Source organism: Thalassotalea sp. PS06 (genome assembly GCF_007197775.1).
Lineage (GTDB): Bacteria > Pseudomonadota > Gammaproteobacteria > Enterobacterales > Alteromonadaceae > Thalassotalea_A.
In genome coordinates this window covers 3,201,756-3,226,536 of the sequence record NZ_CP041638.1, presented here as the reverse complement: position 1 = coordinate 3,226,536, position 24,781 = coordinate 3,201,756, and the positions used below count along the sequence as shown (strand labels likewise).

The following is a 24,781-nucleotide window of genomic DNA, read 5'->3' as shown; positions in this document are numbered from 1 at the left end:
TTCCTAACCTTGATAGACAACCGCAACGTTCAACGGTTAAAACGGAACGCAGGTGGTATGAGTAAAGATGAATGATCGGATGCTAACGCTTAAATTTAGCCACCAACGCGCGAAGCCGACATAAATATGCGTGATGGCGATATATTATTGCGATTCGCTACTGTGTATACAGTGACAATTCATTATAATTGCTAGCAAACCGAATCCCTCCCAAAAAACGCATGATTGCGGAGACCCGTTAATGGAAATCAAAGTTAATTTTCTTGAAAACCTCAGACTGGAAGCCAAGTTTGATGATTTCACTGTCGTAACCGACCAACCTATTCGTTACAAAGGGGATGGTTCAGCGCCCAGCCCGTTTGATTATTTCCTGGCATCTTCTGCACTTTGTGCGGGCTATTTTGTCCGTGTTTATTGTAATGCTCGCAATATCCCGACGGACAATATCCGGTTATCGCAAAACAACATTGTCGACCCGGAAGATCGTTACAACCAGATTTTCCAGATTCAGGTGGAATTACCGGAGAGTATTTCAGAAAAAGATCGGCAAGGGATTTTACGCTCGATTGACCGTTGTACGGTTAAAAAAGTCATTCAAACTGAGCCTGAATTTAAAGTGGAAATGGTAGATAGTCTGGATGAGGACGCCAATGCCATGCTTACCGAGTTCCCGGAAGATGACAGCACCTATATTCTGGGTAAGGATTTACCGCTCGAGAAAACCATCGCCAATATGACCAAAATGCTGGCAGATTTGGGAATGAAGATTGAAGTGTCTTCTTGGCGCAACATTGTGCCGAATGTTTGGTCATTGCATATTCGCGATGCTGCATCGCCAATGTGTTTTACCAATGGTAAAGGAGCGACTAAAGAAAGTGCTTTGTGCTCAGCCTTAGGAGAGTTTATTGAGCGCTTAAATTGTAATTTCTTCTACAACGATCAGTTCTTTGGTGAGGAAATTGCCAATGCTGAATTCGTTCATTATCCCAATGAGAAATGGTTTAAGCTTGAGGACGATGATGCCCTGCCGCCAGGTATTTTGGATGAATACACCCGGGAAATTTATGACCCAACAGGCGAGCTTGGTGGTTCCAACCTAATTGATACTAACTCTGGCAATGCCGAGCGCGGTATCTGTTCCATTCCTTACGTGCGCCAATCCGATGGCGAGACCGTTTATTTTCCTTCAAATCTTATTGAAAACCTGTTTTTAAGTAATGGTATGAGTGCTGGTAATAATGCCCATGAAGCCCATGTGCAGTGTTTGTCGGAGATTTTTGAACGGGCAGTAAAACGCCAGATCATCGAACAGGAAATTGTTCTTCCTGATGTGCCAGAGGAAGTGTTAGCAAGATTCCCGGGCATTGTTGCTGGTATCGAAGGTCTGGAAGCCCAGGGTTTTCCTGTTGTCGTTAAAGATGCCTCTTTAGGCGGTCAGTTCCCAGTAATGTGTGTCACTCTGATGAACCCGAAGACTGGTGGTGTATTTGCATCTTTTGGCGCCCATCCAAGCTTTGAAGTGGCATTAGAGCGAAGCCTGACCGAATTGTTGCAGGGCCGCAGTTTTGAAGGATTAAACGATGTACCGAAACCTACGTTTAACAGTATGGCGGTGAGTGAGCCAGAAAACTTTGTTGAACACTTTATTGATTCAACTGGCGTTATCTCATGGCGTTTTTTCAGTGCTAAGCACGACTATGAGTTCGTTGAATGGGACTTCACCGGTAGCAATGAAGAAGAAAGCGCCTATCTGTTTGGTATTCTCGAGAATATGGGCAAGGAAGTTTATGTCGCAGAATTTGATCAACTTGGCGCTTCTGCCTGTCGTATCCTGGTTCCAGATTATTCTGAAATCTATCCGGTAGAAGATTTGATCTGGGATAACACCAACAAAGCGTTGGATTATCGTGAAGATATCCTGAATATTCATAAGCTTGATGATGAGCAGTTAACCGCACTGGTTGAACGTTTAGAAGCGAGCCAGCAGGATAATTACATTGATATCATTACCTTGATTGGTATTGAATTCGATGAGAATACGGTTTGGGGGCAATTGACGATTCTTGAGCTTAAGATCCTGATTTACCTTGCCATTGGTGAGGCCGAAGCGGCTCAGGAACTGGTGGAAGAATTCCTTCAATACAACGACAACACGGTAGAGCGTGGCCTGTTTTATCAGGCGGTGCATGCGGTACTGGAAATTGCCCTGGAAGAAGACTTAGAGCTGGACGATTACATTCATAATCTAAGCCGTATGTTTGGTGAAGAAGTCATGGAAACTGTTGTTGGCACCGTTTACGGAGAAATCCGTTTCCCGGGCCTGACACCAACCAGCATGAAGCTGGAAGGCTTAGACAAGCACCTGCGTTTGATTGATAGCTATAAGAAATTGCATCAGGCTCGCGCTGCCGCCGCTAAAGCCTAATTTCAAACGATAGGCCCTATGCGCAAGATTATACCAATCATACTAAGTTTGTGCACAACTCAGAGTTAGGGCCGAGGTTCATTTATAACATAGATTTTATGGATATAGTCATTCTATATTAATGAAATATAGGGCCGTAAATGGGCCTCTCACTAACTCCCTTCGGGTGAGTTTTAAAGGCGTTTGGACTACGTTACTGATTTTGGCTAATTTTGAAAATGGAATAACCATTCTCTGCAATCAAAGCCTTGTCTAAAAGCCTTTAAATTCTCACTGAGTGAGTAATAATTTAATGTGATTGGTATTATTTACCGCGCAGTAGGGCTTGGATGCTTTTGGCTTTTTTCATACCCATCATCCGCATCGTAGTGATCACACCGCCCATAGCGGCACCACCCACACCTGCGGTGATCACATCGGCGCCGGTTAAATAGAAGTTTTTAATCGGAGTTTCGGTATGAACCGGTGAGCTTTTAAAACGCTCCAGGCTATGCTCTAAACCGTAAATTTCACCATTGTCATTAAGCTGATAAAACTCCGTCGATAACGGTGTCGACAGCTCATAATAATCAAGCGCGTCTTTTAATTGTGGGCGATGTTTGAATAACACATTTAACAAGCGCTGAGATAACTTCTCTTTCAATGCTTCGTATTCTTCACCACGCTTATTCCACTCGGTACCTGACCACTGTTCAAACCATTTCATGTTGGAAAGGGTAACAATCTCAACCGTTGATTTATCTGGGAAACGCTGATCCCATTGTGGATCTTTGCTCGATGGAAAACTGATATAGACGATAGGGAAATTATCTTCACCGGCAGATTTTTCATATTCGCTCACCGTAAAGTCATGGTCAGCGGTGGGGTAAATCCAGAGGTTGGTGCTATCTAAACCAAGGTCTTTAGCACTGCCTTTAAAGCCCGCGTACAAGCACAAGGAGCCGCCTGACGATTTCATCTTGTCTGCTTGTTGTCTTAGCTTAAACTGACTTTGCACCGATTCCGGTAGTAGTTTGCGGACGGTATTGTGATAACCAATATTACTGACTACCTGCGCCGCTTTTATTTCTAATCCACAGGTAAGCTTGACTCCAACCGCGCGATTGTTTTCTACCAATAGTTGTTCAACTTTGGCATCGGTAAACACATCACCACCGGTTTGGGTAATGGTGGGGATGATTTCCCGGGCAATAGAGGAAGCGCCACCAACGGGATAAGCCGCGCCATTGAGGTAATGTTTGACTAACAGCGCATGCATTAAAAAGCTCGACTTTTTCGGCGGCAGACCATAATCACCCCATTGGCCGGCAAGTACGCCAATCAACTGCTGATTGTCGGTAAGGCTGCTTAGAACCTCATGGGTTGTTTGAAAATATTCTTTACGAACGACTTTCGGGCGGACTTTGTTGTAAGCCTTGGCTAGCCATTTTGGCATCGCTTGCGCAGCAAAGTACTTGTTGGAGCGATAGCTGACGTCTCTCACCAGATTCACATAATCAATGATGGCCTGTTTTTCTTCAGGAAATTTCGCCACCAGAGATTCAATAAAGTTTTCAATGCCGGCAACTAAGTCATAGGACTCATCACCGATAAAGATGCGATCGTATACCGGATCCATGGCTTGCCATTTCAGGCGATTTTCGCTGACGACATCGAAGATGCGTCTAAGTGGCGTATGCTCTCTATGTACTTCACCAATGTAGTGAACGCCTACGTCCCACTCATAACCTTTACGTTGATAAGCATGGGTAAAACCACCGGCGGTATAATGTTGTTCAAGGACACAGACTTTTTTGCCGGAAAGGGATAAAAGCGCGGCGTTTACCAATCCGCCGATGCCAGAGCCAATAACAATAACGTCGTAATCGTCTTTTACATTCTTTTTCTGTAATCGCCGCCCGGTACGAACCGCTACTTTTTTCACCCGACGTTCGGTGGATTCAGGATCCGCAGGAAATTCTTGCTGGTTGCTTTCTGACGCTTGATTTACTTCGGTCATTGTATCGACTCTTATTATGAAAACGTGAGCAGTCAGGTTAGCAAAAATAACGCTAAGAAACAGGATTTATTAAAGGCGGAAGGTGGAAGGTGGAAGGTGGAAGGTGGACACCCTAGGAATTAGAAACTCGTCGAGTGCCCCCTATATGCAAATATTAGGCAGATTGAATTTGTATCAGTTCTTCGGATAGGACAAAGTCGAGGATACCTAATGCGGCTTTTCGGCCTTCATCGATAGCCGTTACGACCAAATCTGAACCGCGCACCATATCGCCACCAGCAAAGATATTTTGCTTGGTAGTTTGCAGCGCAAATGCTGATTTTTCAGTGGCAATGACACGGCCTTTCGCATCCACTTCTACACCAGCATCTTTCATCCACTGTGGCGGGCTTGGCAGGAAACCAAAGGCGATAACAACCGCATCCGCTTCCATTGTAAATTCACTACCTTCGATAGGCTCCGGTGAGCGACGACCATTGGCGTCTGGCTGACCTAACTGAGTGCGTACAAAGGTAACGCCATTAGCAACGCCATTTTCATCAACACTGATGTCTAAAGGCTGAAGGTTAAACTGAAAGTTAACCCCTTCTTCTTTCGCGTTTTGTACTTCGCGCGGAGAGCCCGGCATGTTTGCTTCATCACGACGATACGCACAGGTTACTTCGGCGCCACCCTGACGAACCGCGGTACGAACGCAATCCATGGCGGTATCACCACCACCTAAAACAATCACTTTTTTGTTTTTAAAACTGGTGTACGGCTTGGCATTTTCAGTAATGCCCATCACGTGTTGGGTATTACCGATCAGGTAATCCAAGGCGTTATAAACGCCGGTTGCGCCTTCGTTAGCAAATCCACCTGTCATATCGGTGTAGGTACCTAACCCTAAGAACACCGCATCGTACTCATCACACAGGGTAGAGAATTCAACGTCAACGCCAACATTGGTGTTTAATACAAATTCGATGCCCATGCCTTCGAAGATTTCGCGACGACGCTGAATGACATCTTTTTCCAGCTTGAATGATGGGATACCGAAGGTCAGCAATCCACCGATTTGCGCTTGCTTGTCATACACTACTGCTTTTACGCCGTGGCGAGTTAACACATCGGCGCAGGCAAGGCCTGCAGGTCCGGCACCGATAACTGCCACTTTTTTACCGGTCGGCACAACGTGGGATAAGTCCGGTTTCCAACCCTGGGCAAAGGCGGTATCGGTTATGTATTTTTCGATATTGCCTATGGTTACCGCACCGAATTCATCGTTCAGGGTACATGCGGATTCACACAATCTGTCCTGAGGACAAACGCGACCACACATTTCAGGTAAGCTGTTGGTCTGGTGACACAAGTCTGCGGCTTCGAAAATTTTGCCATCAGTGACTAACTCCAGCCATTGTGGAATGTAGTTGTGTACCGGGCATTTCCATTCACAATACGGGTTACCACAATCTAAGCAGCGATCAGCCTGACCACTACTTTGTTCGGCGCTTAACGGGTTATAAATCTCAACAAAAGCTTCTTTTCTTTGTTCGATGGCTTTTTTCGGTGGATCAATTCTTTTTACATCCACAAATTGATAAACATTTTTACTCATAACTGCCTCTATTGCGCCTGTACTCGTAATTCAGCGGAAGAGCGGCTGCGGTGTCCTAGCAGCGTCTGTACATCCACAGCTTTCGGCTTAATTAGCTTAAATTTCTGACTAAACTCAGCAAAATTATCCAGGATCTCGCAAGCGCGCTCACTACCCGTTAATTCCATGTGGTGTGTGATGATGCCGCGCAGGTGCTCCTGATGAATGACTAGCTCATCCAGCGACACAATCTCAATAGACTCGCCATTGATACGTTTTTCCAGGTCGTTTGCTTCATCTAAGACATAGGCAAAACCACCTGTCATACCGGCACCAAAGTTTAATCCGGTCTCGCCAAGAATCGTGACGATACCACCGGTCATGTATTCACAGGCGTGATCACCGGTACCTTCGATTACTGCGTTACAACCTGAGTTACGTACCCCGAAACGCTCACCCGCACGACCTGCGGCATATAAACGACCACCAGTTGCGCCATATAAACAGGTATTACCCATAATTGGTGTTAGGTGTGGCTGGTACGTGACGCCTTTCGGTGGATGAATCACTACTTGACCACCGGCCATACCTTTACCCACGTAATCGTTGGCATCGCCAACAAGAGTAATGTTGAGGCCACCGGCATTCCAACAGGCAAAACTCTGGCCGACGGTACCGGTTAGTTTGATATTGATTGGATTAGCACTCATACCCTGATCGCCATGCTGACGGGCGATCTCACCAGAGATTAAGGCACCAACACTGCGGTCGGTATTTTGCGCGGTAAAGTTAAACTCACCACCCGTTTTATTGGTAATAGCATCTTCTACCTGAGCCAGAATTGCCTGGTTCAAAGCGCCTTTATCAAACGGCGTATTCGCTTCTGTTTGATACAAAGCGGTGTGCTTGCTGGCAACAACTGGCGCAATGATTGGGCTAATATCCAGCTTTTGTTGCTTAGCAGTGAGGCCTTGCAGAGGCACTAACAGGTCGGTGCGACCGATTAATTCGGTTAATGATGCAACGCCAAGCTGCGCCAGAATTTCACGAACTTCCTGGGCCACAAAGCGGAAGTAGTTCATTACCTGTTCCGGTAAGCCTTTGAAGTACTCTTCACGTAATAGCGCATCCTGAGTGGCAACACCGGTGGCACAGTTATTCAAATGGCAGATACGTAGGAACTTACAACCCAAAGCAACCATAGGCGCGGTACCAAAACCAAAGCTTTCCGCTCCCAAAATTGCTGCTTTGACGATATCCAGTCCAGTTTTCAGACCACCATCAACCTGCAGGCGAACCTTATGGCGTAGGCCGTTTTCTACTAACGACTGATGGGCTTCAGCAAGACCTAGCTCCCATGGACAACCGGCATATTTAACCGAGGTTAATGGGCTGGCACCCGTACCACCATCGTAACCTGAGATGGTGATGAAATCGGCGTAAGCCTTAGCAACACCAGAGGCGATAGTACCAACACCCGGGCCCGAAACCAGTTTCACCGAAACGATACATTTCGGGTTAACCTGTTTCAGGTCGAAAATTAGCTGGGCTAAATCTTCGATGGAGTAAATATCATGATGCGGCGGTGGTGAAATCAAGGTCACACCCGGCACAGAGAAACGTAGTTTAGCGATAAGCGGCGTGACTTTGTCGCCCGGTAGTTGCCCACCTTCACCCGGTTTTGCACCTTGGGCAACTTTGATCTGCAGTACATCGGCATTGACCAGATAGTGAGGGGTTACACCGAAACGACCGGAAGCGATTTGTTTGATTCGAGAATTTCTTACCGTACCAAAGCGGGCAGCATCTTCACCACCTTCACCAGAGTTCGAGAAACCACCTAAGCGGTTCATCGCAATCGCTAACGATTCATGGGCTTCAGGTGACAACGCGCCGATAGACATGGCGGCACTGTCAAAGCGCTTATACATTTCCGTATCGGCTTCAACGTCGTTGATATCGATAGCTTCGGTATCTTCCTTTAATCCCATTAAATCACGCAGGGTAGCCACGGGGCGGTTATTTACCGCATCGGCGAATACTTTGTAGTCATCGTAGTTGCCGCTTTGTACGGAATCTTGCAAAGATTTCACCACGTCCGGGTTAAAGCAATGATACTCACCATCGTGAACATACTTTAATAATCCACCATGCTGAACTTTTTGGTGCGGTAACCAGGCACGGCGGGCAAGATTAATATTATCTTGCTGAATATCGGTGAAATCGGCGCCCTGAATGCGGCTAGGGATACCAGGGAAACATAGCTCCATGATGGATTGGTTAAGACCAATCACTTCATATAAACCTGAGCAGCGGTAACTGGCAATGGTAGAAATCCCCATTTTTGAGAGGATTTTTAACAAGCCTTTGTTTATGGCATTACGATAATTTTGTAAGGCGGTGCGAGCTGGCATATCAATCTTGCCCTGCTCAACCATTTGTTCAATGGTTTCAAATGCCAGGAATGGATAGATAGCCGTTGCCCCTAAACCGAATAATACCGCGAAGTGGTGCGGGTCGCGAACCGATGCGGTTTCAACAACAATATTGGACTCACAACGCAATTGCTCGTCTACCAGGCGCTGTTGTACGGCACCAACAGCCATAGCTGCTGGGATAGGTAACTTGTCTTTGCTGACCTTACGGTCCGATAAGATCAGGATAACCGTGTCATTACGAACCAGCTCTACCGCTTCATCACATACACGGCGAATAGCATTTTCCAGGCCTTCTTCTGGCGAGTAGTTCAGACAGATAGTGTGTGAACGATAATGCTCAGCTTCTAATTCCCGTAGCTGCTTGATACCGGTGTACATCAATACCGGGGTTTCAAACTGAATGCGGTCTGCATGGCCTGTGGTTTCGTTAAAGACGTTGTGCTCACGACCAATACAGGTGGCAAGAGACATCACGTAACGTTCACGCAGTGGATCGATTGGTGGATTGGTTACTTGAGCAAACTGCTGACGGAAATAATCAAACAGGGTTCTTGGGCGGCTTGAAAGTACCGCCATTGGTGTGTCATCACCCATGGAGCCGGTCGCTTCCTGACCATTTTCGGCCATTACCTTGATGACCTGCTGGATCTCTTCATAGGAATAGTTAAACAGCTTGTGCATCTCACTCATTTGCTGGTCGGTAAATACACGCTTACCCACTAATTCGGCAGCAAGTTGATCGAATGGAACCAGCTGACGAATGTTGTTACTCAACCATTCACGATACGGATGACGGGTTTTCAAATCATCATCAATATCAGAAGATTTTAATAACTTACCGGTGTAGGTATCCACTGATAACATCTCGCCTGGACCAACACGGCCTTTTTCAACGACTTCATCTTCGCCGTAATCCCAGATACCAATCTCAGAAGCAAGGGTGATAAAACCATCTCGGGTTCTTACATAACGAGCCGGACGCAGACCATTGCGGTCAAGGTTACAGGCAACGTGACGACCGTTAGTCATGACGATACCGGCAGGGCCATCCCAAGGCTCCATATGCATCGAGTTAAACTCATAGAATGCTTTTAGCTCGTCATCCATGGATGGGTTGTTTTGCCATGCTGGGGGCATCAACAAACGCATCGCGCGATATAAATCCATACCGCCGGCCATGAATAGCTCAAGCATGTTATCTAGCGATGATGAATCTGAACCGCTTTCATTAACAAATGGCGCAGCATCCTGCATATCCGGCATTAATGGACTTTTGAACTTGTAAGTACGGGCCTTACTCCACTGACGGTTACCCTGAATGGTGTTGATTTCACCATTGTGGGCAAGGTAGCGGAATGGTTGAGCCAAATGCCACTGTGGTGAGGTATTGGTTGAGAAACGCTGGTGGAATACACAAATAGCTGACTGCATGCGGATATCGGCAAGATCGAGATAAAAGCGCGGTAAATCCGCAGGCATTACCAGACCTTTATAAATATTCACCAGGCATGACATGCTGGCAACATAGAACACAGAATCCTGAACCCGCTTTTCGGCACGGCGACGCGCCATGTACAGGCGGCGCTCTAAGTCTTTACTGCGCCAGCCTCGCGGACCATTAATAAATATCTGCTCAATGGTTGGCAGGTTGTTTTTCGCGATTGGGCCTAGCACATTTGGGTCGGTTGGAACTACACGCCAGCCAACAACTTCAAGAGTTTCCTGATTTAACTCTTGCTCGAGAATTTTTTTGGTTTCGTTAGCGATAACCGGATCAGGGTTAAGGAAAATCGTACCTACCGCGTATTTACTGCTCAGGTACCAGCCATTCTCTTCGGCGATGGCACGAAAGAAACTATCCGGTTTTTGCATTAGCAAGCCACAGCCGTCTCCGGTTTTACCGTCGGCCGCAATACCACCACGATGCTGCATTCTGTCTAATGCAGAAATGGCGGTTTTAATCAACTTATGACTGGTTTCACCTTCTTGATGGGCGATTAACCCGAAACCACAGTTGTCTTTTTGTTGACTGTGATCATAAAGTTGCATGGCTATTTCTCCTTCTAAAACTTGCTGGCGGTGACATTAGTTATAGCGAATAAACATCGTGATTTTTTGAATAAGTACCGCAAATCCAGCCGGGGGAACCTATCACCATATAACCAGTTTTAGGTGAGGTCAATAAAAAATAGAGTTATTACTCTTACTAAGGATAGGCTAATTATTGCCTGATATGTAGGCGACTTAAGAATAAAAAATCAGCGAGGGCTTATTGGGTAAGGGCAGCAGCAAAGTATGAAATTCGAACTGAAAGTTTTACAGTTGAATTAAATTGAAGTTAAAAAAATTTTAATATAAATGCAAAATTGCGGCAGTTTTATGAGAAATCACCAGATTCTTCCCGTTTTTTGGTGGTCTGCAGGATTCGAATGACGTGCTTGCACTAAAGCGCTCGCAAGGGTGGCAACTTCGAGCTTAAGCTCTGGTAGGGTGACGTGCTTGCACTAAAGTGCTCGCAAGGGTGACAACTTCGAGCTTAAGCTCTGGTAGGGTGACGTGCTTGCACTAAAGTGCTCGCAAGGGTGACAACTTCGAGCTCAAGCTCTGGTAGGGTGACGTGCTTGCACTAAAGTGCTCGCAAGGGTGACAACTTCGAGCTCAAGCTCTGGTAGGGTGACGTGCTTGCACTAAAGTGCTCGCAAGGGTGACAACTTCGAGCTCAAGCTCTGGTAGAATGACGTGCTAGCTACTAAAGCGCTCGCAAGGGTAACAACGGCGAGCTTAAGCTCTCGAAAGGTGACATGCGATCGCAAGACAAACTCAACCCTTTGCGTCATATCCTGCTAAAACCGATAACGTCATATCCTGCTACGACAGGATATCAAGGTAAAAAATTATCGATGTTGGCGAGTCAGGTCTGGCGACGCCTCGTGACTTTAATCTAACCGTTTAGAAAACTGAGCGGAATGACGAGCCGCCACTGCGTCGGCTTGATCGTCGGTGGCGCATCCGGGAATGTAATTCGCGGCGCTTGGCATCGAGCCAGTCGTCCTTAGTAATAGTTTCCGACGAGCGGTCCTTTTCCCGCTCCCGATAGCTGCAAAACTCCAGGAATGCTTCAATGTCATCATTTAAATCAGAAGCAACAAGCTCAATCATAATGGCATCATCAAGAAACCCTAAGGCTGGGATATCATCGGGAACCAAATCTTCAGGATCACTGAAATAGGCCAGGGCGCTTAACACATCCTGCTTTTCTTCCTCTGGGATTTGCCATTCGGTATCTTCAATCATCTGAATGAGAGTTTTTAGTTTCTCAATACGCTCCTTGACGAAATCAGGCACGTTTTGATGAACATCCTCAATTAAGCTTTTGGCGTTATCTAATATCGCCTGCTCACCATGATGTCTTGCATTACTTTGCGCTCGCTCCATGACCGCGCGAAAGTGTTCGAGATCGGACTCTGATAACTGAAACGTTACGTTAAACGCCATTTTTTTGCTCCTGACTCATCGTAAAAGATGAGATTTTCGATTCTTAGTTATTAAATTTAACAAAGAATTTATTTTTCACCATTTACTACGAGTAATAGTTGCGGTTTAGAGCCTTTAAATTTTCACCTGTTTTATTATGCACTGCCTTTCCATGTGTCTGAGCGTTGGATCTCTTGTGCTGTGATTCTGCTATTTCAACCTCTGAGCTTAAGAACTACGTAAACAAGTCTCAGCAAACAAAAGGGATATCCGGTATCGGAGCGCGGGATGACGGAGTAAATAAATGGAATAGCGTATGCTTCTGCCGCGCACTTTAGGGACACCGAGCTCCAGCTAAGATTCCCTGTAATATCAGGGAATGACTCAAGGGATTTTGCTTTTTTCTTCCACCGAAAATTGCTCCTGCATTTTCGGCATATAGTCCATCCCTGGCCAAAACCGAAAATTGCTCCTCGATAACTGCTCCTCGATAACTGCTCCTCGATAACTGCTCCTGCGTTATTCTACCTACATACATCCTCGTATTAGTGCGTTATTCTACCTACATAAATCCTCGTATTAGTGCGTTATTCTACCTGCGCACATCCATGTCCTTGTGCATTTTCGGCATATAGGCCAATCCCTGGCCAAAACCGCCCGCCTTCCTCAGCGAAGCTTACCTCACACGGAGCGACGTTTTCTGTCGCCTACTTAACAATTTTCAACTGACAAAAAACTTTGCAAAAAAAAGAGGCTGCCGAAGCAACCTCTTATTGAATTGTTGATCAAACCGGTTTGATCATTCCGGCTGGTAACCGCCCTCGATACCTTTGGTGGTAACGGCAACAGCATCATGGGCATGTAGCGATTCCAGGTGATTAATCTTCACCCAATAATCGTCATAACCACTGACTTGATTCATTACGTGTTGTACGCGACGGGCAGCATCTTCACAGAACATTAGGTTCTGACCATTCAAGCGGGCAAATTCCTGCTCATCTTCACGTTTAACAGCCGCCTGCACTGGTGTTTGCAGCGCATTTTCCACGGTATCAACGATATCGGTGATTGGGAAATTGTTTACCTGACTGTTCAGCTTCACTTTGATCTCTGCAATTGAGCGCTGACTGTGAGGTGTGGCAACAATACCCTGAGTGGTACCAAGCCATTGATGAACGTCTTCCGCAGCAACCTGGTCTTGATCGGCAAAGGATTCAGTGAAAGATTTTTGGATCAACTGGCGAGCTAATGCTGCAGAGCATGGACAGGTAGATGAATAAGCGATATCAACGCCTAATTCAATATCAAAGCGACCCTGTTCCAGTTTGCCGGTAATGGTTACTGGATATACGCGCCAGCCCAACTTACCACTGATAAGTGCTTCGCGGCGCATTGGGTAATCAAACTGGAATTTAACTAAAGCGGTATCACTTAAATCGTGATGAGAGCTAATAAATTCATCCAGCAAAGTAACCAAAGACTGATAGTTTAAGGTGTTGTTACTGGCAAGTTCATCCAATAACAAGTAAAGGCGAGACATATGAATGCCTTTCGCTTTTGGTTCTTTTAAATTAACAAATGCGTCAATGTGAGCCGATATCATGCGTTCTGCTTCGTCTTTTGCAGCCAGCATGATTGGCATTTCAATATTCCCCATACCAACACGATCCAGCGTACCCTCGGTTTGGGCCTTAGTGTGGTTGGCGATATCAGGCATTGATGTTGGCATTACTTCTCCGCGTATTGTCATCAGTTTTGGTGCCTTTCCAGTGCAAAAAATTTCTGCAATCAAAGGCTTGATTATTCTTTAAGGCATTTAATCTGTAATTACATTATATGCCCTAGTAAAAAGGTCGGGTATTCTGGATCATATGTCGATTAAAATCAATATTTCCGGGCGTTTCGCTTGGTTAAAAACTGTAAAACTGACCGTTCCGTGCCAAGGAAATGAATAAAGTCCTCGCCTCTTTCCAGATAACTGCTAGATTTTTACTAGTAAGTCACAAAATTCCAATGCTATGGACATATTAGATAAAACCTTAATTAGTCAGTATCGTGATGTCCTTGGGCATGAAGCTTTCATGCAAAATGTCGATCTCTATAAAGAACAGGCAGTAAAATATTTTCAAAAGCTGGAGCAGGCGATTGAGCTGCAGAGCTACACCCAATGGCAGGAGAACTGCCATATACTCAAATCTGCCTCAGGAAATACTGGCCTTAAGGAAGTATATCAACTCTCCAGTGATTTGGAGTATTCGCAAGCTGACTTTGAGGAACTGCAAGAACAGCTAATGAATTTAATCGTTAAAAATGACCAGGCCTTAAAGGCACTGGAGCAGTGGCTGAATTAAATCTGCCGCTACTCCAGTAAGTCTCCCCAGACCCTTTCTAATTTCTTGCAGCTATTTATTTAGCTGTCTAAGTTACCGACAAAGCGATAACCTTCACCGTGAATGGTGTTGATAAATTCCGGGCTCTGCTCATCACTTTCAAAATGCTTACGCAGGCGTCGAATGGTTACGTCAACGGTACGGTCGTTCTCGCGTAGCTCGCGACCAGTCATACGACGGATCAACTCCTGGCGGGAAACGATCTTGCCACGATTTTCCATTAACAGGCGCAATGCCCGGTACTCACCACGAGGGATAGCAATTTTCTCACCTCGTGGAGAAATCATCTGACGCGAGTTCGGATCCAGCTTCCAGTTATCGAACTGAATGACTGAAGTATCTTCTTGAGCTGTCGTTGTATGATTTTCACTACGGCTTAAGCGATTAAGTAGATTGCGCACGCGAATAGTTAATTCACGCGGGTTGAACGGTTTAGTGATGTAATCATCGGCACCGATCTCAAGACCTAAAACTTTATCTACTTCACTGTCACGACTGGTAACAAACATCAAACCAATCTGATGTCTCTGCAATACTTCACGCGCCAGAATCAAACCGTTTTTACCTGGAAGATTAATATCCATTAACACCAGGTCGATGTTGTGTGACTCGATCACCGATAGGATCTCTTCACCATTGGTGGCGAGGTGGGTTCGGTAACCTTCACCTTCAAACAAGTTTTGTAGACTCAACCGAGTCACGTCTTCATCTTCAATAATTAAAATGTTGGCTTCTTTAATCATTTCCACCTCTAACAATGTGTAATAGGGTTGAGCCACGCCAGCCCAGATGTTTATCCATTTATTAGCGCATTTTCCCGCTGAGCCTTTGGTTTTGGCGTGGCTGCTAATTCGTTGGGTGTATGATATCGGATTGAAGCGCGGTGACAATGGTGAAATTGTTGTAAAAATGTACACCAAAAAAGCAACATGTTTGTCACCTATGTAGTGATAACTCACTGATTAGGTTAATGATATGTAGTGATTAAAGAAAACAAGATGTTAAAAGTGAGTTAATCAAATTGAAACTAAGTGTAACTAGAGCCGTGAAACGCTACTTTTGAACACTTTTACCCGCCAAAAATTAGCACTTTTTCCGGTTGATTTTGATCATTTACAATAATGGATGCTAAAGCCCTGTGCATTGGCAATAAGCTCATATTTTGAAAAATGTTGTTTTAATATTGGCGCGTACTTTAAGAAACTATTTGCCACTATCGTCAATTGCCCATTAACCGTCATAAAGCGACGGACGTCAGTGAGGAATGTTTCCGTGGTCGTATAGTGGGTTTTGATACCTTGGTGAAATGGTGGGTTAGAAACCACATATTGATATTTCCCAGATACGTTCGATAAACCATCGGAAGCAAATACGTTGCCGCTGAGGTTGTTTGCATCGAGGGTTAACCTGGCACTGGCAATGGCCATGGCATTGACATCAAGCATATCAATTTCTGTGTGCTTAAAGCGCTTTTTAATAACAGCGCCAATCACACCAGCGCCACACCCGAAATCCAACACCTTACCTTTTATATCGTGAGGTAGGTTGTTCAGCAGTAAAGCAGTACCTTTATCCAGTTCACCGCGGCTAAATACCCCTGGCAAGTGGCAAATGGTTAGCGATTTACCGCCGCTTTCAATGGTAAATGATTCAACCCAGGATTTGATATTAAATGCGGGGATATCATCCTGAAAGGTAAATGAGAACAGACTGCAATGTCTGGCAGAGTCGAGCTTTTGATATGCCTGGGTAATATTGCTGGCAAGTTTTTGTGACGACTTCACCCCACCTTTATTATCGCCAACTACTAACACTAAGCCATCTTTATGCAACACTGGGGCTAGCATGTTCAGTAAATACTGAAACTCATGTTTGGACTTTGGAAAATATAAGATGATCAAATCGTGCTTGGTTTCGCGCTGATAGTACTCGGAGAAATGGGCGTGGATGTTTGCCACTTTCGATAATTTCCGGTGCTCGGCAAAATTGACGTTATAAGCACTTATGCTGGCATCGGGGTTTATTGCCTGTAGTTCCCGGCAAAATTCAGGATCCGGGCAATTAACCAATAATGGTGAATTTGCCTCTAGCAAATCGTCATTTCGCAACAGTAATTGTGAAGGGTTAGATAAAGCCATGCCGAATGTCCTGAATGAATATGCCGGGTATTTTCTTTAGTTTGCTGTGCAGAGTAAAGAGTTTAGAGCAAATATGTCGGTTATATGGCTGTATTTTCGGGGCTTTAACGGTTGAATTGTTACCTATCTAGTGCTTTAATAGCCCTTATATACACTTAGATGTGTATTCGCCCTTCTTACAGAGGGCCAGAAGAGGAGCGTTAACCAGGTAATTATCCGGAGGAGATCAAACTCCGACGAAGGGTGATGAGGGGGATTAACGCCGAGGTGGCAATACTTGCAACGTACGTTGAAGTGATTTTTGATGATCATGCTACCGGCTGACCAGGCTGAATCCTGGCAGCTGTCACCTGAAATGGTGGAGAGCTTCTGGTCTTTGCGTGACCCTTTGTCATGCAAACACCCAGAGCTTCCCTTTGATTGAATTTAGACTTGCTGACTGCACCGTCGTAAACTTTTGCGGTCAGTAATGTACCGAGCGTGTAAAAACGTTTGAAACCAGGAAGCATTATAAGAGTTTATTATGACCAACAATTTTAATTTGGCTGACTACTCGACATGGACTGCACTTGTCACGCCTTTTGATGAGCTGGGAGCAATTGATTTTGACAGCCTGACCAATTTAGTGCGTCAGCAGGCAAAAGCTGGTAACGGCATCCTGTTGCTCGGCAGCACCGGGGAAGGTCTGGCTATTGCTCCGGAAGATCAACTTACTATCGTAGATTTTGTCTGCAAACTGCAACCTGGCGTGCCTCTGATGGTTGCTGTCGGTGGCGCCGATTTGCCAGCGCAACTGAATTGGATCAAGCACTGCAATCGTCTTGATATTCACGCCTACTTGTTAGGCACACCATTTTACGCAAAACCGGGTGTGGCCGGTCAGACCCACTGGTTTAAAAATTTACTGGATGCTGCGGCTCATCCTTGCATGATTTACAATGTGCCTTCCAGAAGTGGTGTAAATATTCCTGAGCAGACCGTTGCTAATCTGGCGGAACACAAGAATTTATGGGCAATGAAAGAAGCCAGTGGCGATATTCATCAGTTTTTAGCGTATCGGCAAGTCGCGCCTAACCTTGCCATGTATAGTGGTGAAGATGCACTAATGCCTTATCTTGCCGCAGCAGGGGCTGTCGGTCTGGTATCGGTTTGTTCAAACGTGTGGCCGCAAGAGACAAACCTGTATGTGAAAAAGTCTGTTGCCGGTGACAACCAATCCTTGTTCCCAGTCTGGTATAACGCCACGAATGCGTTATTCAGTGCTGCCAACCCAATTCCGGTCAAGGTCTTGATGCATCTTCGCGATATGATTGCCTCGCCAATGCTACGCGCGCCGTTGACGCATCTGGAGCTAACCGAACATCAAGGTATTGTTGATGCCGATAAGAGCGTATGTAATTGGTATGCTGCGCAGCGAAAACAAGCCGCCTTAGCTGATATTTCCTGATATTAGTTAAGGCCTCTCTTCCCTATTCAATCTAAATAAAGACTCTCTTCATCGTGGTAGAAAAACAAATCTTAAATGTCGGTGAAATGGCCAGCGGCGTAGAGCTGACCGTTCCTGTATATCGGATAAAAGGTCGGGGCACAGGCCCGAGTGTTTATATCCAAGCCAATATTCACGGCGCTGAAGTTCAGGGAAATGCGGTTATTTATCAGCTGCTCGAGCTATTACAAAAGCAAACCCTGCTCGGTGACATCACACTGGTTCCCTATGCCAACCCGGTTGGCTGCAATCATAAAAATGGCGAGTACACCCTTGGGCGCTTTGACCCGATTACCGGTGTTAACTGGAATCGGATGTATCACTTCAATGACGAACTTGCTAAGCAGTTTGTAGAGCAATATCCGGATACCGATGTCGATACTATTCGAAGCGAATTTCGGCGCTGGATGCTAGATGACATTGATGAGCAGTTAGACCACAATATTTTTGGGTTAACAACCGGACGAAGAATTGCTTATCAACTGCAACGCATGGCATTGCAGGCGGATTTAGTTCTCGACCTGCATACCGGTCCTATCTCTTCGAAACATTTATATTGCCCGGAATACGCAAAAAATAGCGCCAGTTATTTTAATATTCCACACACCATATTAATCCCCAATGATTTTGCCGGCGCCCTTGATGAAGCGACGTTTTGCCCGTGGTGGGATTTAACCCAAGCCTATCAGGCGATTGGTCGAAAGCTGGATTTCAATAAAGAAAGCTTTACTGTTGAGCTTGGCTCACAGGAGCTGATCGACTTAGATGAAGCCTTGGTGGATGCGAAAAGTATTCTGGGCTATTTACAGGCCAAAGGTGCAATTGCTGCGAATGGTTTTGCTCCAGACGCCATGGTGCGCTACGGGTGCATGCTTAAAGACTACAAGGTGTTTTACTCACCGATGGGCGGCATGGTGGATTATCTGGCAGAATTTGGCGAGCCACTTCCCGCAGGTCAGCCGCTGGCGCGTATCTTAAGAATGGACAATTATAGTGAAGCAGATTCCGATCCTTTACATTACCTAACACTGGATCAAACCGTGATCCCGATTTTGCACTTTGCTTCGGCAAGCGTAAATCAGGGCACCGAACTTTATAAGCTGTTTAGCAACTACTTCGAACTATAAATTCCTGAACCTAACTCTCAGGCATCTGGATGTTTAACGTGCTGAGCAGTTGGTAGTAAGCGAAAACCGTCAGGACGCCGAGTCCAAGAATTAAAATGATGCGGTATTTTATACCGTGTTGGTGATGTTTTTCTCGCTGGTGATGATGGGTAATACCAATCCCATTAAATTATTGCTCACTCAGTGAGAATTTAAAGGCTTTTAGACAAGGCTTTGATTGCAGAGAATGGTTATTCCATTGTCAAAATCAGTAACGTAGGATAAATGCCTTTAAAACTCACCCGTAGGGAGTTAGTGAGAGGCCCATTTACTGCCCTATATTTCATTAATATAGAATGACTATATCAATAAAATCTATGTTGTAAATGAACCTCGGCCCTAACTCTGAGTTGTGCACAAACTTAATGGGATTGGTATAACATCCATCATTTCATCACCAAAGTAAATCGACAGGAATGTTCCCATCGCACTGATTATTTATATACTCCAGTACGGGTAAGGCTGGGTCAGGATTTGCTTGAGCAGGTTGGTTAAAAAGGTCAGCTCGTAGGTTTTGGCATTAAACGATAAAAAGTAAAGATTAATGGCGATTGCCACAAACCATATGACCACCTGAGTGGTTGCCATTTTAATAACCGTATCGGAAAGGCAAGAATGAAGCCACCATCGGCGACTGGGGTACATAATACGAAAAAACTCCAGCTTAAAATTGCCAGGCCAAATCCGGTGGAAGCATCGTATTTCATACTCATGTAAATGAAATACCCGACTAAGAGGGCAACAAGCGCCAGAAACTTTAACAGGGTTTCTTTATGGGTAGGGTTTTTATGATGAAAATCAGGAGCTGATGCATTCGCTTGGGTCACAATTAAAAGCCCGTCTGTTTAACGTACATCTAACTATAGCAGTTAGAAAACACAGGCTTTTACAGTGAATTAGATGCCAAGTGAAGGAATGATTTTTCGTAGGTTACCAGCGGCCTCTGGGAAAGTATGGCTTAGCATTTTCAGGATCCAGTTGCTGTTTTACCGCGCGGCGCTGATTTTCACCTAAGATAATTTTAATTTGATACCAGGTTTCCATCATCAGCATTTTCCTGTCAGGGCTTTGCCAGTTGCGGGTATAAAGACGTTTTATCGCCCCCAACGCATCCGGAGACTTGGCTTTTAGCTCAGCGAGCAACACTTCTGCATCCTGCAAAGGATCTTCAGATACTTGCGTAACCAGGTTCATCTTCATCGCTTCATCGGCAGAAATTGGATCCGCGGTTAGCGCCAGGCGTAAGGCCTGATCTTTTGGAAGGATTTCTCGAAGCACCATATTGCCGGCCATATCAGGGATCAATCCCCATTTGCTTTCCATCACTGCCAGAGTGGCGTCCGGGGTAACAAAGCGAAAATCGGCGCCGAGTGCAATTTGCAAACCACCGCCCCAACAACGGCCTTGGATAACGGCAATTACCGGTACCGGCACTTTTCGCCAATTACTGCTGACCTGTTGGGCGAGATTCGAAGAACCGGGTAATAGTTTTTTAAGCAGAGTCACCATCGCGCTTTTGTCTTTCATCATCGACTTCACATCAAGGCCACTGCAAAAGTCCTGACCAACACCTTGCAGGATAACACCACGAATGAAGCGATCTTTTCGCAACGTTCGAGCAATACCTGCCAATGATTTAAACGTCGCTAAATCCAGGGCATTCAACTTTTCCGGACGATTGAGGGTGACATAGGCAATATCATCTTTAATGGTTAGATCTACCGGCGATCTAAGATTACTTTTGATTTGGTCTATATTTTCCGTTGCGCTCATAATTAACCTGCTAACTGGAAGTATTTCGTAATTAAAATAAACCTATCACGACTGGACCGATGAGTATAGGCAGGAAAACTTTAGCAAATATCTGGCTTGGGCTTGTTATTAACCGCAAATAAGTGTGATAATGTAACACGAATATGTATTAAGCTGTTTTCTAGGTGCCTCAAAGGGGCGATAAATCAAGTGCCAGCTATCAAAACGAGATAAACGTGACTGCGATAATAACGCAAAAATTCAATTTACAAGCCTCTACTCATAAGGGTAAGGGCTATGTGCTTATTGGTTTGTTTTTATTTGCTTTATTGTTTATTACCCAGCATCAGGCCAGCCATGATGCTCAGTCTAATCACATGCACTGTCATATATGCTGGCAGTTCGCGATGGACGATGACGAGCCTGGCAATCCGCGCCTCGAGCAAACGGGCACCGCGATAACGCCACAACTGATTGCTGTGCATCAAACCTTCTACAATTCTGCTATTTGCCGTACTGGTACCTGTCGGGGTCCCCCAGCTCAATCCTGATTATCGTTAATCGGGTTCGTCATAATTTTGTCTCAAACAATAAAAGTTAATTGTGCTAATTGCTGCAGGTTTTCTGCAGTCGATGATCGCTGACGATACCTAAGACCTCATTTTTCTATTTCAGGATTTATTATGCGTTTAAATCGCTTATATACGGCCACAGCGTTGGCCTTGTCAGTTGCTACTCCGGCATGGGCTGCAACAATTTCAGGTAAAGTTGTAGATAGCACGGGCAATGGTATTGCAAATGCGGAAGTCAGTATTCGACAAAACCGCGTTGTTACCGACGCTAATGGGATGTTCAGTCTCAATGATGTAGCCGACGGTGCCGCAGAGTTGCATGTGGAAGCTCCATATTTTGTCCATAAAAATCAAAGCATTAATGTTGGCGATAGTGACGTTGGCAATGTTGTCGTTACTTTGACTCCTTCTGTAATGGATGTTGTAGATGTTTATGCGACACCATTACACACATCAACTATCGAGTCAGCTTTACCTGTTAACGTGTTGAGTGCTGACGAATTGCGACTAAAGCAGGCGTCTACTTTGGGTGAAACTCTGAAATATGAGGTGGGTGTTCACTCTACATACTTTGGACCGGTTTCCAGTAGCCCAATCATTCGTGGTCTCGATGGTCCAAGAGTATTGATTACCCAAAACGGTCTCGATGCAGGCGATGCATCACGTGTTGGACCTGACCATATTGTTTCAACAGAAACAACAACCGCTACGCAAATAGAAGTGTTACGAGGCCCAGCGACCTTATTTTATGGCAGTGGTGCTATCGGCGGTGTTGTCAACGTAGTAGATCAGCGTGTTCCAACTCAGTTAGAACAGAGCGTCGGTTTCTCTTTGCAGCACAATACGGTTGCCGACGAAGATTTAGCGACGATTGATATCAACACTGGTACTGATTCTTTTGCGATTCACTTCGATGGTTTCTGGCGTGAAGCAAATGACTATAAAATTCCGGGTCCGGCAGAGCTTGAACATGACGAGCATGAAGAACACGCTGAAGAAGGTCATGAAGAACATGAAGAAAGTGGTCGTCTTACAAATAGCTCCAACGATGCCAAAGGTTTCACTTTAGGTGCAAGCTATCTTCTCGATAATGGTTTTGTTGGCTTTTCATACGGTCGTACCGACCGCATCTATGGCATCCCGGGGCATTCCCATGGTCACGAAGAACATGCAGAGCATGAAGAAGAGGTGGGCATGGAAGCAGGTCATGAAGAGCACGAAGAGGAATCGGTATTTGGTGATTTAACTCAGGATCGCTTCCAGATGCTAAGTGACCTTCGTTTTGACGATAATTTCCTTAACCGTGTTGCTTCAAAAGTCTCTTACACGGATTATCAGCATCAGGAAATAGAGGACGGTGAAGTCGGTACAACTTTTAAAAACCAACTTTGGGAAGCTAAAGTCGATTTATATCACCGGGAGTACAACGGTTTTAAAGGTGCCTGGACGTTGCATTATAAGCAATCAGATTTTGAGGCATTGGGTGCAGAAGCATTCACACCACCATCAAAAACCGACACTCTGGCATTTGCCTGGTTAGAAGAAAAACACTTTGGTGATGTTTTATTGCAGTTGGGAGCTCGTATTGAACATGTAACGCTTGAGCCTGTCCACGGCCATGACGAGCATGTCGAACACGAGCATGAGATGGAAGGGCTCTCTGAGCATGAAGAGCACGAGGAGTTTGAACTTGCCAAGCAAGATTTCATGCCGATTAGTGCTTCGGTTGGCTTGGTATGGGATTACCAGCCAGGTTATAACCTGGGCCTTTCATTTGCATTTTCACAACGTGCACCTTCAGCCGCAGAGCTATTTTCTAACGGCCCACACATCGGCACCAACAGCTTTGAGTTAGGTGCGCTTTATGAATTACACGAAGAAGCTGACGGCTATCATATTGAATTGTCCGATCAGGATGTAAATGTTGAAACCTCTTACAATCTTGACTTAACCTGGCGCAAGTTCTCGGGCGATTTCGGTTTTGTTGCAAGCGTATTTTACAACCATTCTGAAGATTTCTATTATCAACAGGATACAGGCTTGCTGTTTGAAGATAGTGGTATTCATGACCATGGCCACGAAGAGCATGAGGAACATGAATCAGAAGAGCACGCAGAAGCGGAAATGGAAGAGCACGACCATGACGAAGAAGGCCTGCCTATCTTTGTATACCGTCAGGACGACGTGGATATGTATGGTTTCGAAGCGGAAATGGTTTATCAGGTCAGTGAACCGTTAAAAGTGAACGTCTTTACCGACTATATTCGCGCCAAGCTTGCTGATGGTGGTAATCTGCCCCGTATTCCTCCAATGCGTATCGGTGGTGGTTTACAATATCAGGCGAGCAATTTTGAAACCGGTGTGAACGTAACCCATTATTTTGAGCAGGATCAGCTTGCCTCACTTGAGACCGAAACCGATAGTTATACCATGGTAGATTTGCATGCAAACTATTACTTAGATGGTATTGGTGATGATACGGTGCTGTTTTTGAAGGTCGACAATGTGTTTGATACCGAAGCTCGAGTGCATTCATCCTTCTTAAAAGACATTGCACCACTCCCTGGCCGTGGTATCACATTAGGGGTAAGAGCGCGCTTTTAACCTCTAAACCTCTCTTTTCAAAGGCACCTCTGGGTGCCTTTGTTGTTTTATAGTTATAAAGAAATTGAGTATCTCTATATTGAATTGCGATAACTAATTGAAGAGGCTAAGGTATTTATTAACCACACTAATGCTTAGGGAAGAATTAAAATGGATAAGGCAGCTGGCTACACTTTTATACTCGGATCAATTTTGATGGTGGTCTTGATGTTAATCCCTTATGAAGAAGCAAATGCAACCTCCCTAGATTGGGATATTCGATTGGAAGCATTGATGTCAAACTGGAATTTCGTTGCGACTATTTGGAGATTTGAGCTCACAGCAGCAATTGCCTTAGCCTGGTCGTCTTTTCATTTTGCAAAAGAGAATAGTTCTTGGTACTTAGTAGCAATTGCTCATGTCATTTATATTGTTATGTATGGGGTGATGCTGGCCGGGTATCCCGAAGCGAGAACTCAGGAAGGGTATAATACGCTTTTTCAGATAGCTCTGTGGATATTTAGCGTCGCTAATTTACTGTGGGTGCTTGGAATTGGTCTGATTGTTAGCCAATATTCGGGATGGCTGAAATATGTCGGTTTTATCACGACATCAATCCTAAGCCTGGTTATGATCGGAGTCTTTTTCAGGTTGCTCACTTTCGAAGATGTCTACTACGTAATGCCATTAGTCATCGTAGTTTATCTACTAAATATAATTATAGGAGTTAAATACGTTAAGGTATTAAACGTGCGGAGCACAAGCTAACGGTTTAAACAAAA

At 45.1% G+C, this 24,781-nt stretch carries 16 protein-coding genes and 1 riboswitch; of the genes, 7 read left to right on the top strand and 9 right to left on the bottom strand.

From position 1 onward, the window contains the following. Positions 1–241: 241 nt before the first annotated feature. Positions 242–2,425, top strand: coding sequence for an OsmC domain/YcaO domain-containing protein (locus FNC98_RS14190; RefSeq protein WP_144034958.1), 2,184 nt, complete (start codon positions 242–244; stop codon positions 2,423–2,425). A 304-nt stretch (positions 2,426–2,729) separates the two neighbouring features. On the opposite strand, the gene FNC98_RS14185 is transcribed toward FNC98_RS14190, so the two are convergent. From FNC98_RS14185 to folE2, 5 genes are all read right to left on the bottom strand, one after another. Continuing rightward, the gene (locus FNC98_RS14185; RefSeq protein WP_144034957.1) at positions 2,730–4,424 is read right to left on the bottom strand and encodes a phytoene desaturase family protein; all 1,695 of its coding nucleotides are present in this window, start codon (positions 4,422–4,424) and stop codon (positions 2,730–2,732) included. A gap of 154 nt (positions 4,425–4,578) precedes the next feature. After that, entirely contained in the window at positions 4,579–6,021 is a 1,443-nt protein-coding gene (locus FNC98_RS14180; RefSeq protein ID WP_144034956.1) for an FAD-dependent oxidoreductase, read from the bottom strand. Positions 6,022–6,029: 8 nt separating this feature from the next. After that, the gene (gene gltB, locus FNC98_RS14175) at positions 6,030–10,487 is read right to left on the bottom strand and encodes a glutamate synthase large subunit (protein ID WP_144034955.1); all 4,458 of its coding nucleotides are present in this window, start codon (positions 10,485–10,487) and stop codon (positions 6,030–6,032) included. Positions 10,488–11,387: 900 nt separating this feature from the next. Next, the gene (locus FNC98_RS14170) at positions 11,388–11,933 is read right to left on the bottom strand and encodes a YkvA family protein (protein WP_144034954.1); all 546 of its coding nucleotides are present in this window, start codon (positions 11,931–11,933) and stop codon (positions 11,388–11,390) included. Between the two features lie 778 nt (positions 11,934–12,711). Further along, positions 12,712–13,641, bottom strand: coding sequence for a GTP cyclohydrolase FolE2 (gene folE2 / locus FNC98_RS14165; RefSeq protein WP_144034953.1), 930 nt, complete (start codon positions 13,639–13,641; stop codon positions 12,712–12,714). Positions 13,642–13,930: 289 nt separating this feature from the next. On the opposite strand from folE2, the gene FNC98_RS14160 reads away from it, so the two are divergent. Further along, entirely contained in the window at positions 13,931–14,263 is a 333-nt protein-coding gene (locus FNC98_RS14160) for an Hpt domain-containing protein (RefSeq protein ID WP_144034952.1), read from the top strand. A gap of 59 nt (positions 14,264–14,322) precedes the next feature. Here the strand turns inward: FNC98_RS14160 and arcA are convergent, their stop codons facing one another. Both arcA and FNC98_RS14150 read right to left on the bottom strand, forming a co-directional pair. Next, positions 14,323–15,042, bottom strand: coding sequence for a two-component system response regulator ArcA (gene arcA, locus FNC98_RS14155; RefSeq protein ID WP_144035581.1), 720 nt, complete (start codon positions 15,040–15,042; stop codon positions 14,323–14,325). A gap of 369 nt (positions 15,043–15,411) precedes the next feature. Continuing rightward, on the bottom strand, positions 15,412–16,440 hold the full coding sequence (locus FNC98_RS14150; RefSeq protein WP_144034951.1) for a methyltransferase: 1,029 nt from the start codon (positions 16,438–16,440) through the stop codon (positions 15,412–15,414). Positions 16,441–16,622: 182 nt separating this feature from the next. After that, positions 16,623–16,817: riboswitch (Lysine riboswitch) on the top strand. Positions 16,818–16,963: 146 nt separating this feature from the next. Here FNC98_RS14150 and dapA point away from each other — a divergent pair. After that, entirely contained in the window at positions 16,964–17,887 is a 924-nt protein-coding gene (gene dapA / locus FNC98_RS14145) for a 4-hydroxy-tetrahydrodipicolinate synthase (protein WP_144034950.1), read from the top strand. Positions 17,888–17,973: 86 nt separating this feature from the next. Further along, the gene (locus FNC98_RS14140; protein ID WP_144035580.1) at positions 17,974–19,053 is read left to right on the top strand and encodes a succinylglutamate desuccinylase/aspartoacylase family protein; all 1,080 of its coding nucleotides are present in this window, start codon (positions 17,974–17,976) and stop codon (positions 19,051–19,053) included. 539 nt (positions 19,054–19,592) lie between these two features. On the opposite strand, the gene FNC98_RS14135 is transcribed toward FNC98_RS14140, so the two are convergent. After that, positions 19,593–19,919: a hypothetical protein gene (locus FNC98_RS14135; RefSeq protein WP_221932895.1), complete on the bottom strand. Its 327-nt coding sequence runs from the start codon at positions 19,917–19,919 to the stop codon at positions 19,593–19,595. Between the two features lie 103 nt (positions 19,920–20,022). Further along, positions 20,023–20,865 (bottom strand): crotonase/enoyl-CoA hydratase family protein, encoded by an 843-nt coding sequence (locus FNC98_RS14130; protein ID WP_144034949.1) that lies wholly within the window; start codon positions 20,863–20,865, stop codon positions 20,023–20,025. A gap of 215 nt (positions 20,866–21,080) precedes the next feature. On the opposite strand from FNC98_RS14130, the gene FNC98_RS14125 reads away from it, so the two are divergent. The 3 genes from FNC98_RS14125 (at position 21,081) to FNC98_RS14115 (ending at position 24,767) form a co-directional block, all read left to right on the top strand. Next, positions 21,081–21,395, top strand: coding sequence for a hypothetical protein (locus FNC98_RS14125; protein ID WP_144034948.1), 315 nt, complete (start codon positions 21,081–21,083; stop codon positions 21,393–21,395). Positions 21,396–21,527: 132 nt separating this feature from the next. Next, on the top strand, positions 21,528–24,020 hold the full coding sequence (locus FNC98_RS14120; RefSeq protein ID WP_144034947.1) for a TonB-dependent receptor: 2,493 nt from the start codon (positions 21,528–21,530) through the stop codon (positions 24,018–24,020). A 150-nt stretch (positions 24,021–24,170) separates the two neighbouring features. Continuing rightward, positions 24,171–24,767, top strand: coding sequence for a hypothetical protein (locus FNC98_RS14115; RefSeq protein WP_144034946.1), 597 nt, complete (start codon positions 24,171–24,173; stop codon positions 24,765–24,767). The last annotated feature ends 14 nt before the right edge of the window (positions 24,768–24,781 follow it).

What these genes read in the sequence shown, in the direction of transcription:
- FNC98_RS14190 (WP_144034958.1), top strand. Translation starts at nt 242, where the DNA reads ATGGAAATCAAAGTTAATTTTCTTGAAAACCTCAGACTGGAAGCCAAG.
- FNC98_RS14185 (WP_144034957.1), bottom strand. Translation starts at nt 4,424, where the DNA reads ATGACCGAAGTAAATCAAGCGTCAGAAAGCAACCAGCAAGAATTTCCT.
- FNC98_RS14180 (WP_144034956.1), bottom strand. Translation starts at nt 6,021, where the DNA reads ATGAGTAAAAATGTTTATCAATTTGTGGATGTAAAAAGAATTGATCCA.
- gltB (WP_144034955.1), bottom strand. Translation starts at nt 10,487, where the DNA reads ATGCAACTTTATGATCACAGTCAACAAAAAGACAACTGTGGTTTCGGG.
- FNC98_RS14170 (WP_144034954.1), bottom strand. Translation starts at nt 11,933, where the DNA reads ATGGCGTTTAACGTAACGTTTCAGTTATCAGAGTCCGATCTCGAACAC.
- folE2 (WP_144034953.1), bottom strand. Translation starts at nt 13,641, where the DNA reads ATGCCAACATCAATGCCTGATATCGCCAACCACACTAAGGCCCAAACC.
- FNC98_RS14160 (WP_144034952.1), top strand. Translation starts at nt 13,931, where the DNA reads ATGGACATATTAGATAAAACCTTAATTAGTCAGTATCGTGATGTCCTT.
- FNC98_RS14150 (WP_144034951.1), bottom strand. Translation starts at nt 16,440, where the DNA reads ATGGCTTTATCTAACCCTTCACAATTACTGTTGCGAAATGACGATTTG.
- dapA (WP_144034950.1), top strand. Translation starts at nt 16,964, where the DNA reads ATGACCAACAATTTTAATTTGGCTGACTACTCGACATGGACTGCACTT.
- FNC98_RS14140 (WP_144035580.1), top strand. Translation starts at nt 17,974, where the DNA reads ATGGCCAGCGGCGTAGAGCTGACCGTTCCTGTATATCGGATAAAAGGT.
- FNC98_RS14130 (WP_144034949.1), bottom strand. Translation starts at nt 20,865, where the DNA reads ATGAGCGCAACGGAAAATATAGACCAAATCAAAAGTAATCTTAGATCG.
- FNC98_RS14120 (WP_144034947.1), top strand. Translation starts at nt 21,528, where the DNA reads ATGCGTTTAAATCGCTTATATACGGCCACAGCGTTGGCCTTGTCAGTT.
- FNC98_RS14115 (WP_144034946.1), top strand. Translation starts at nt 24,171, where the DNA reads ATGGATAAGGCAGCTGGCTACACTTTTATACTCGGATCAATTTTGATG.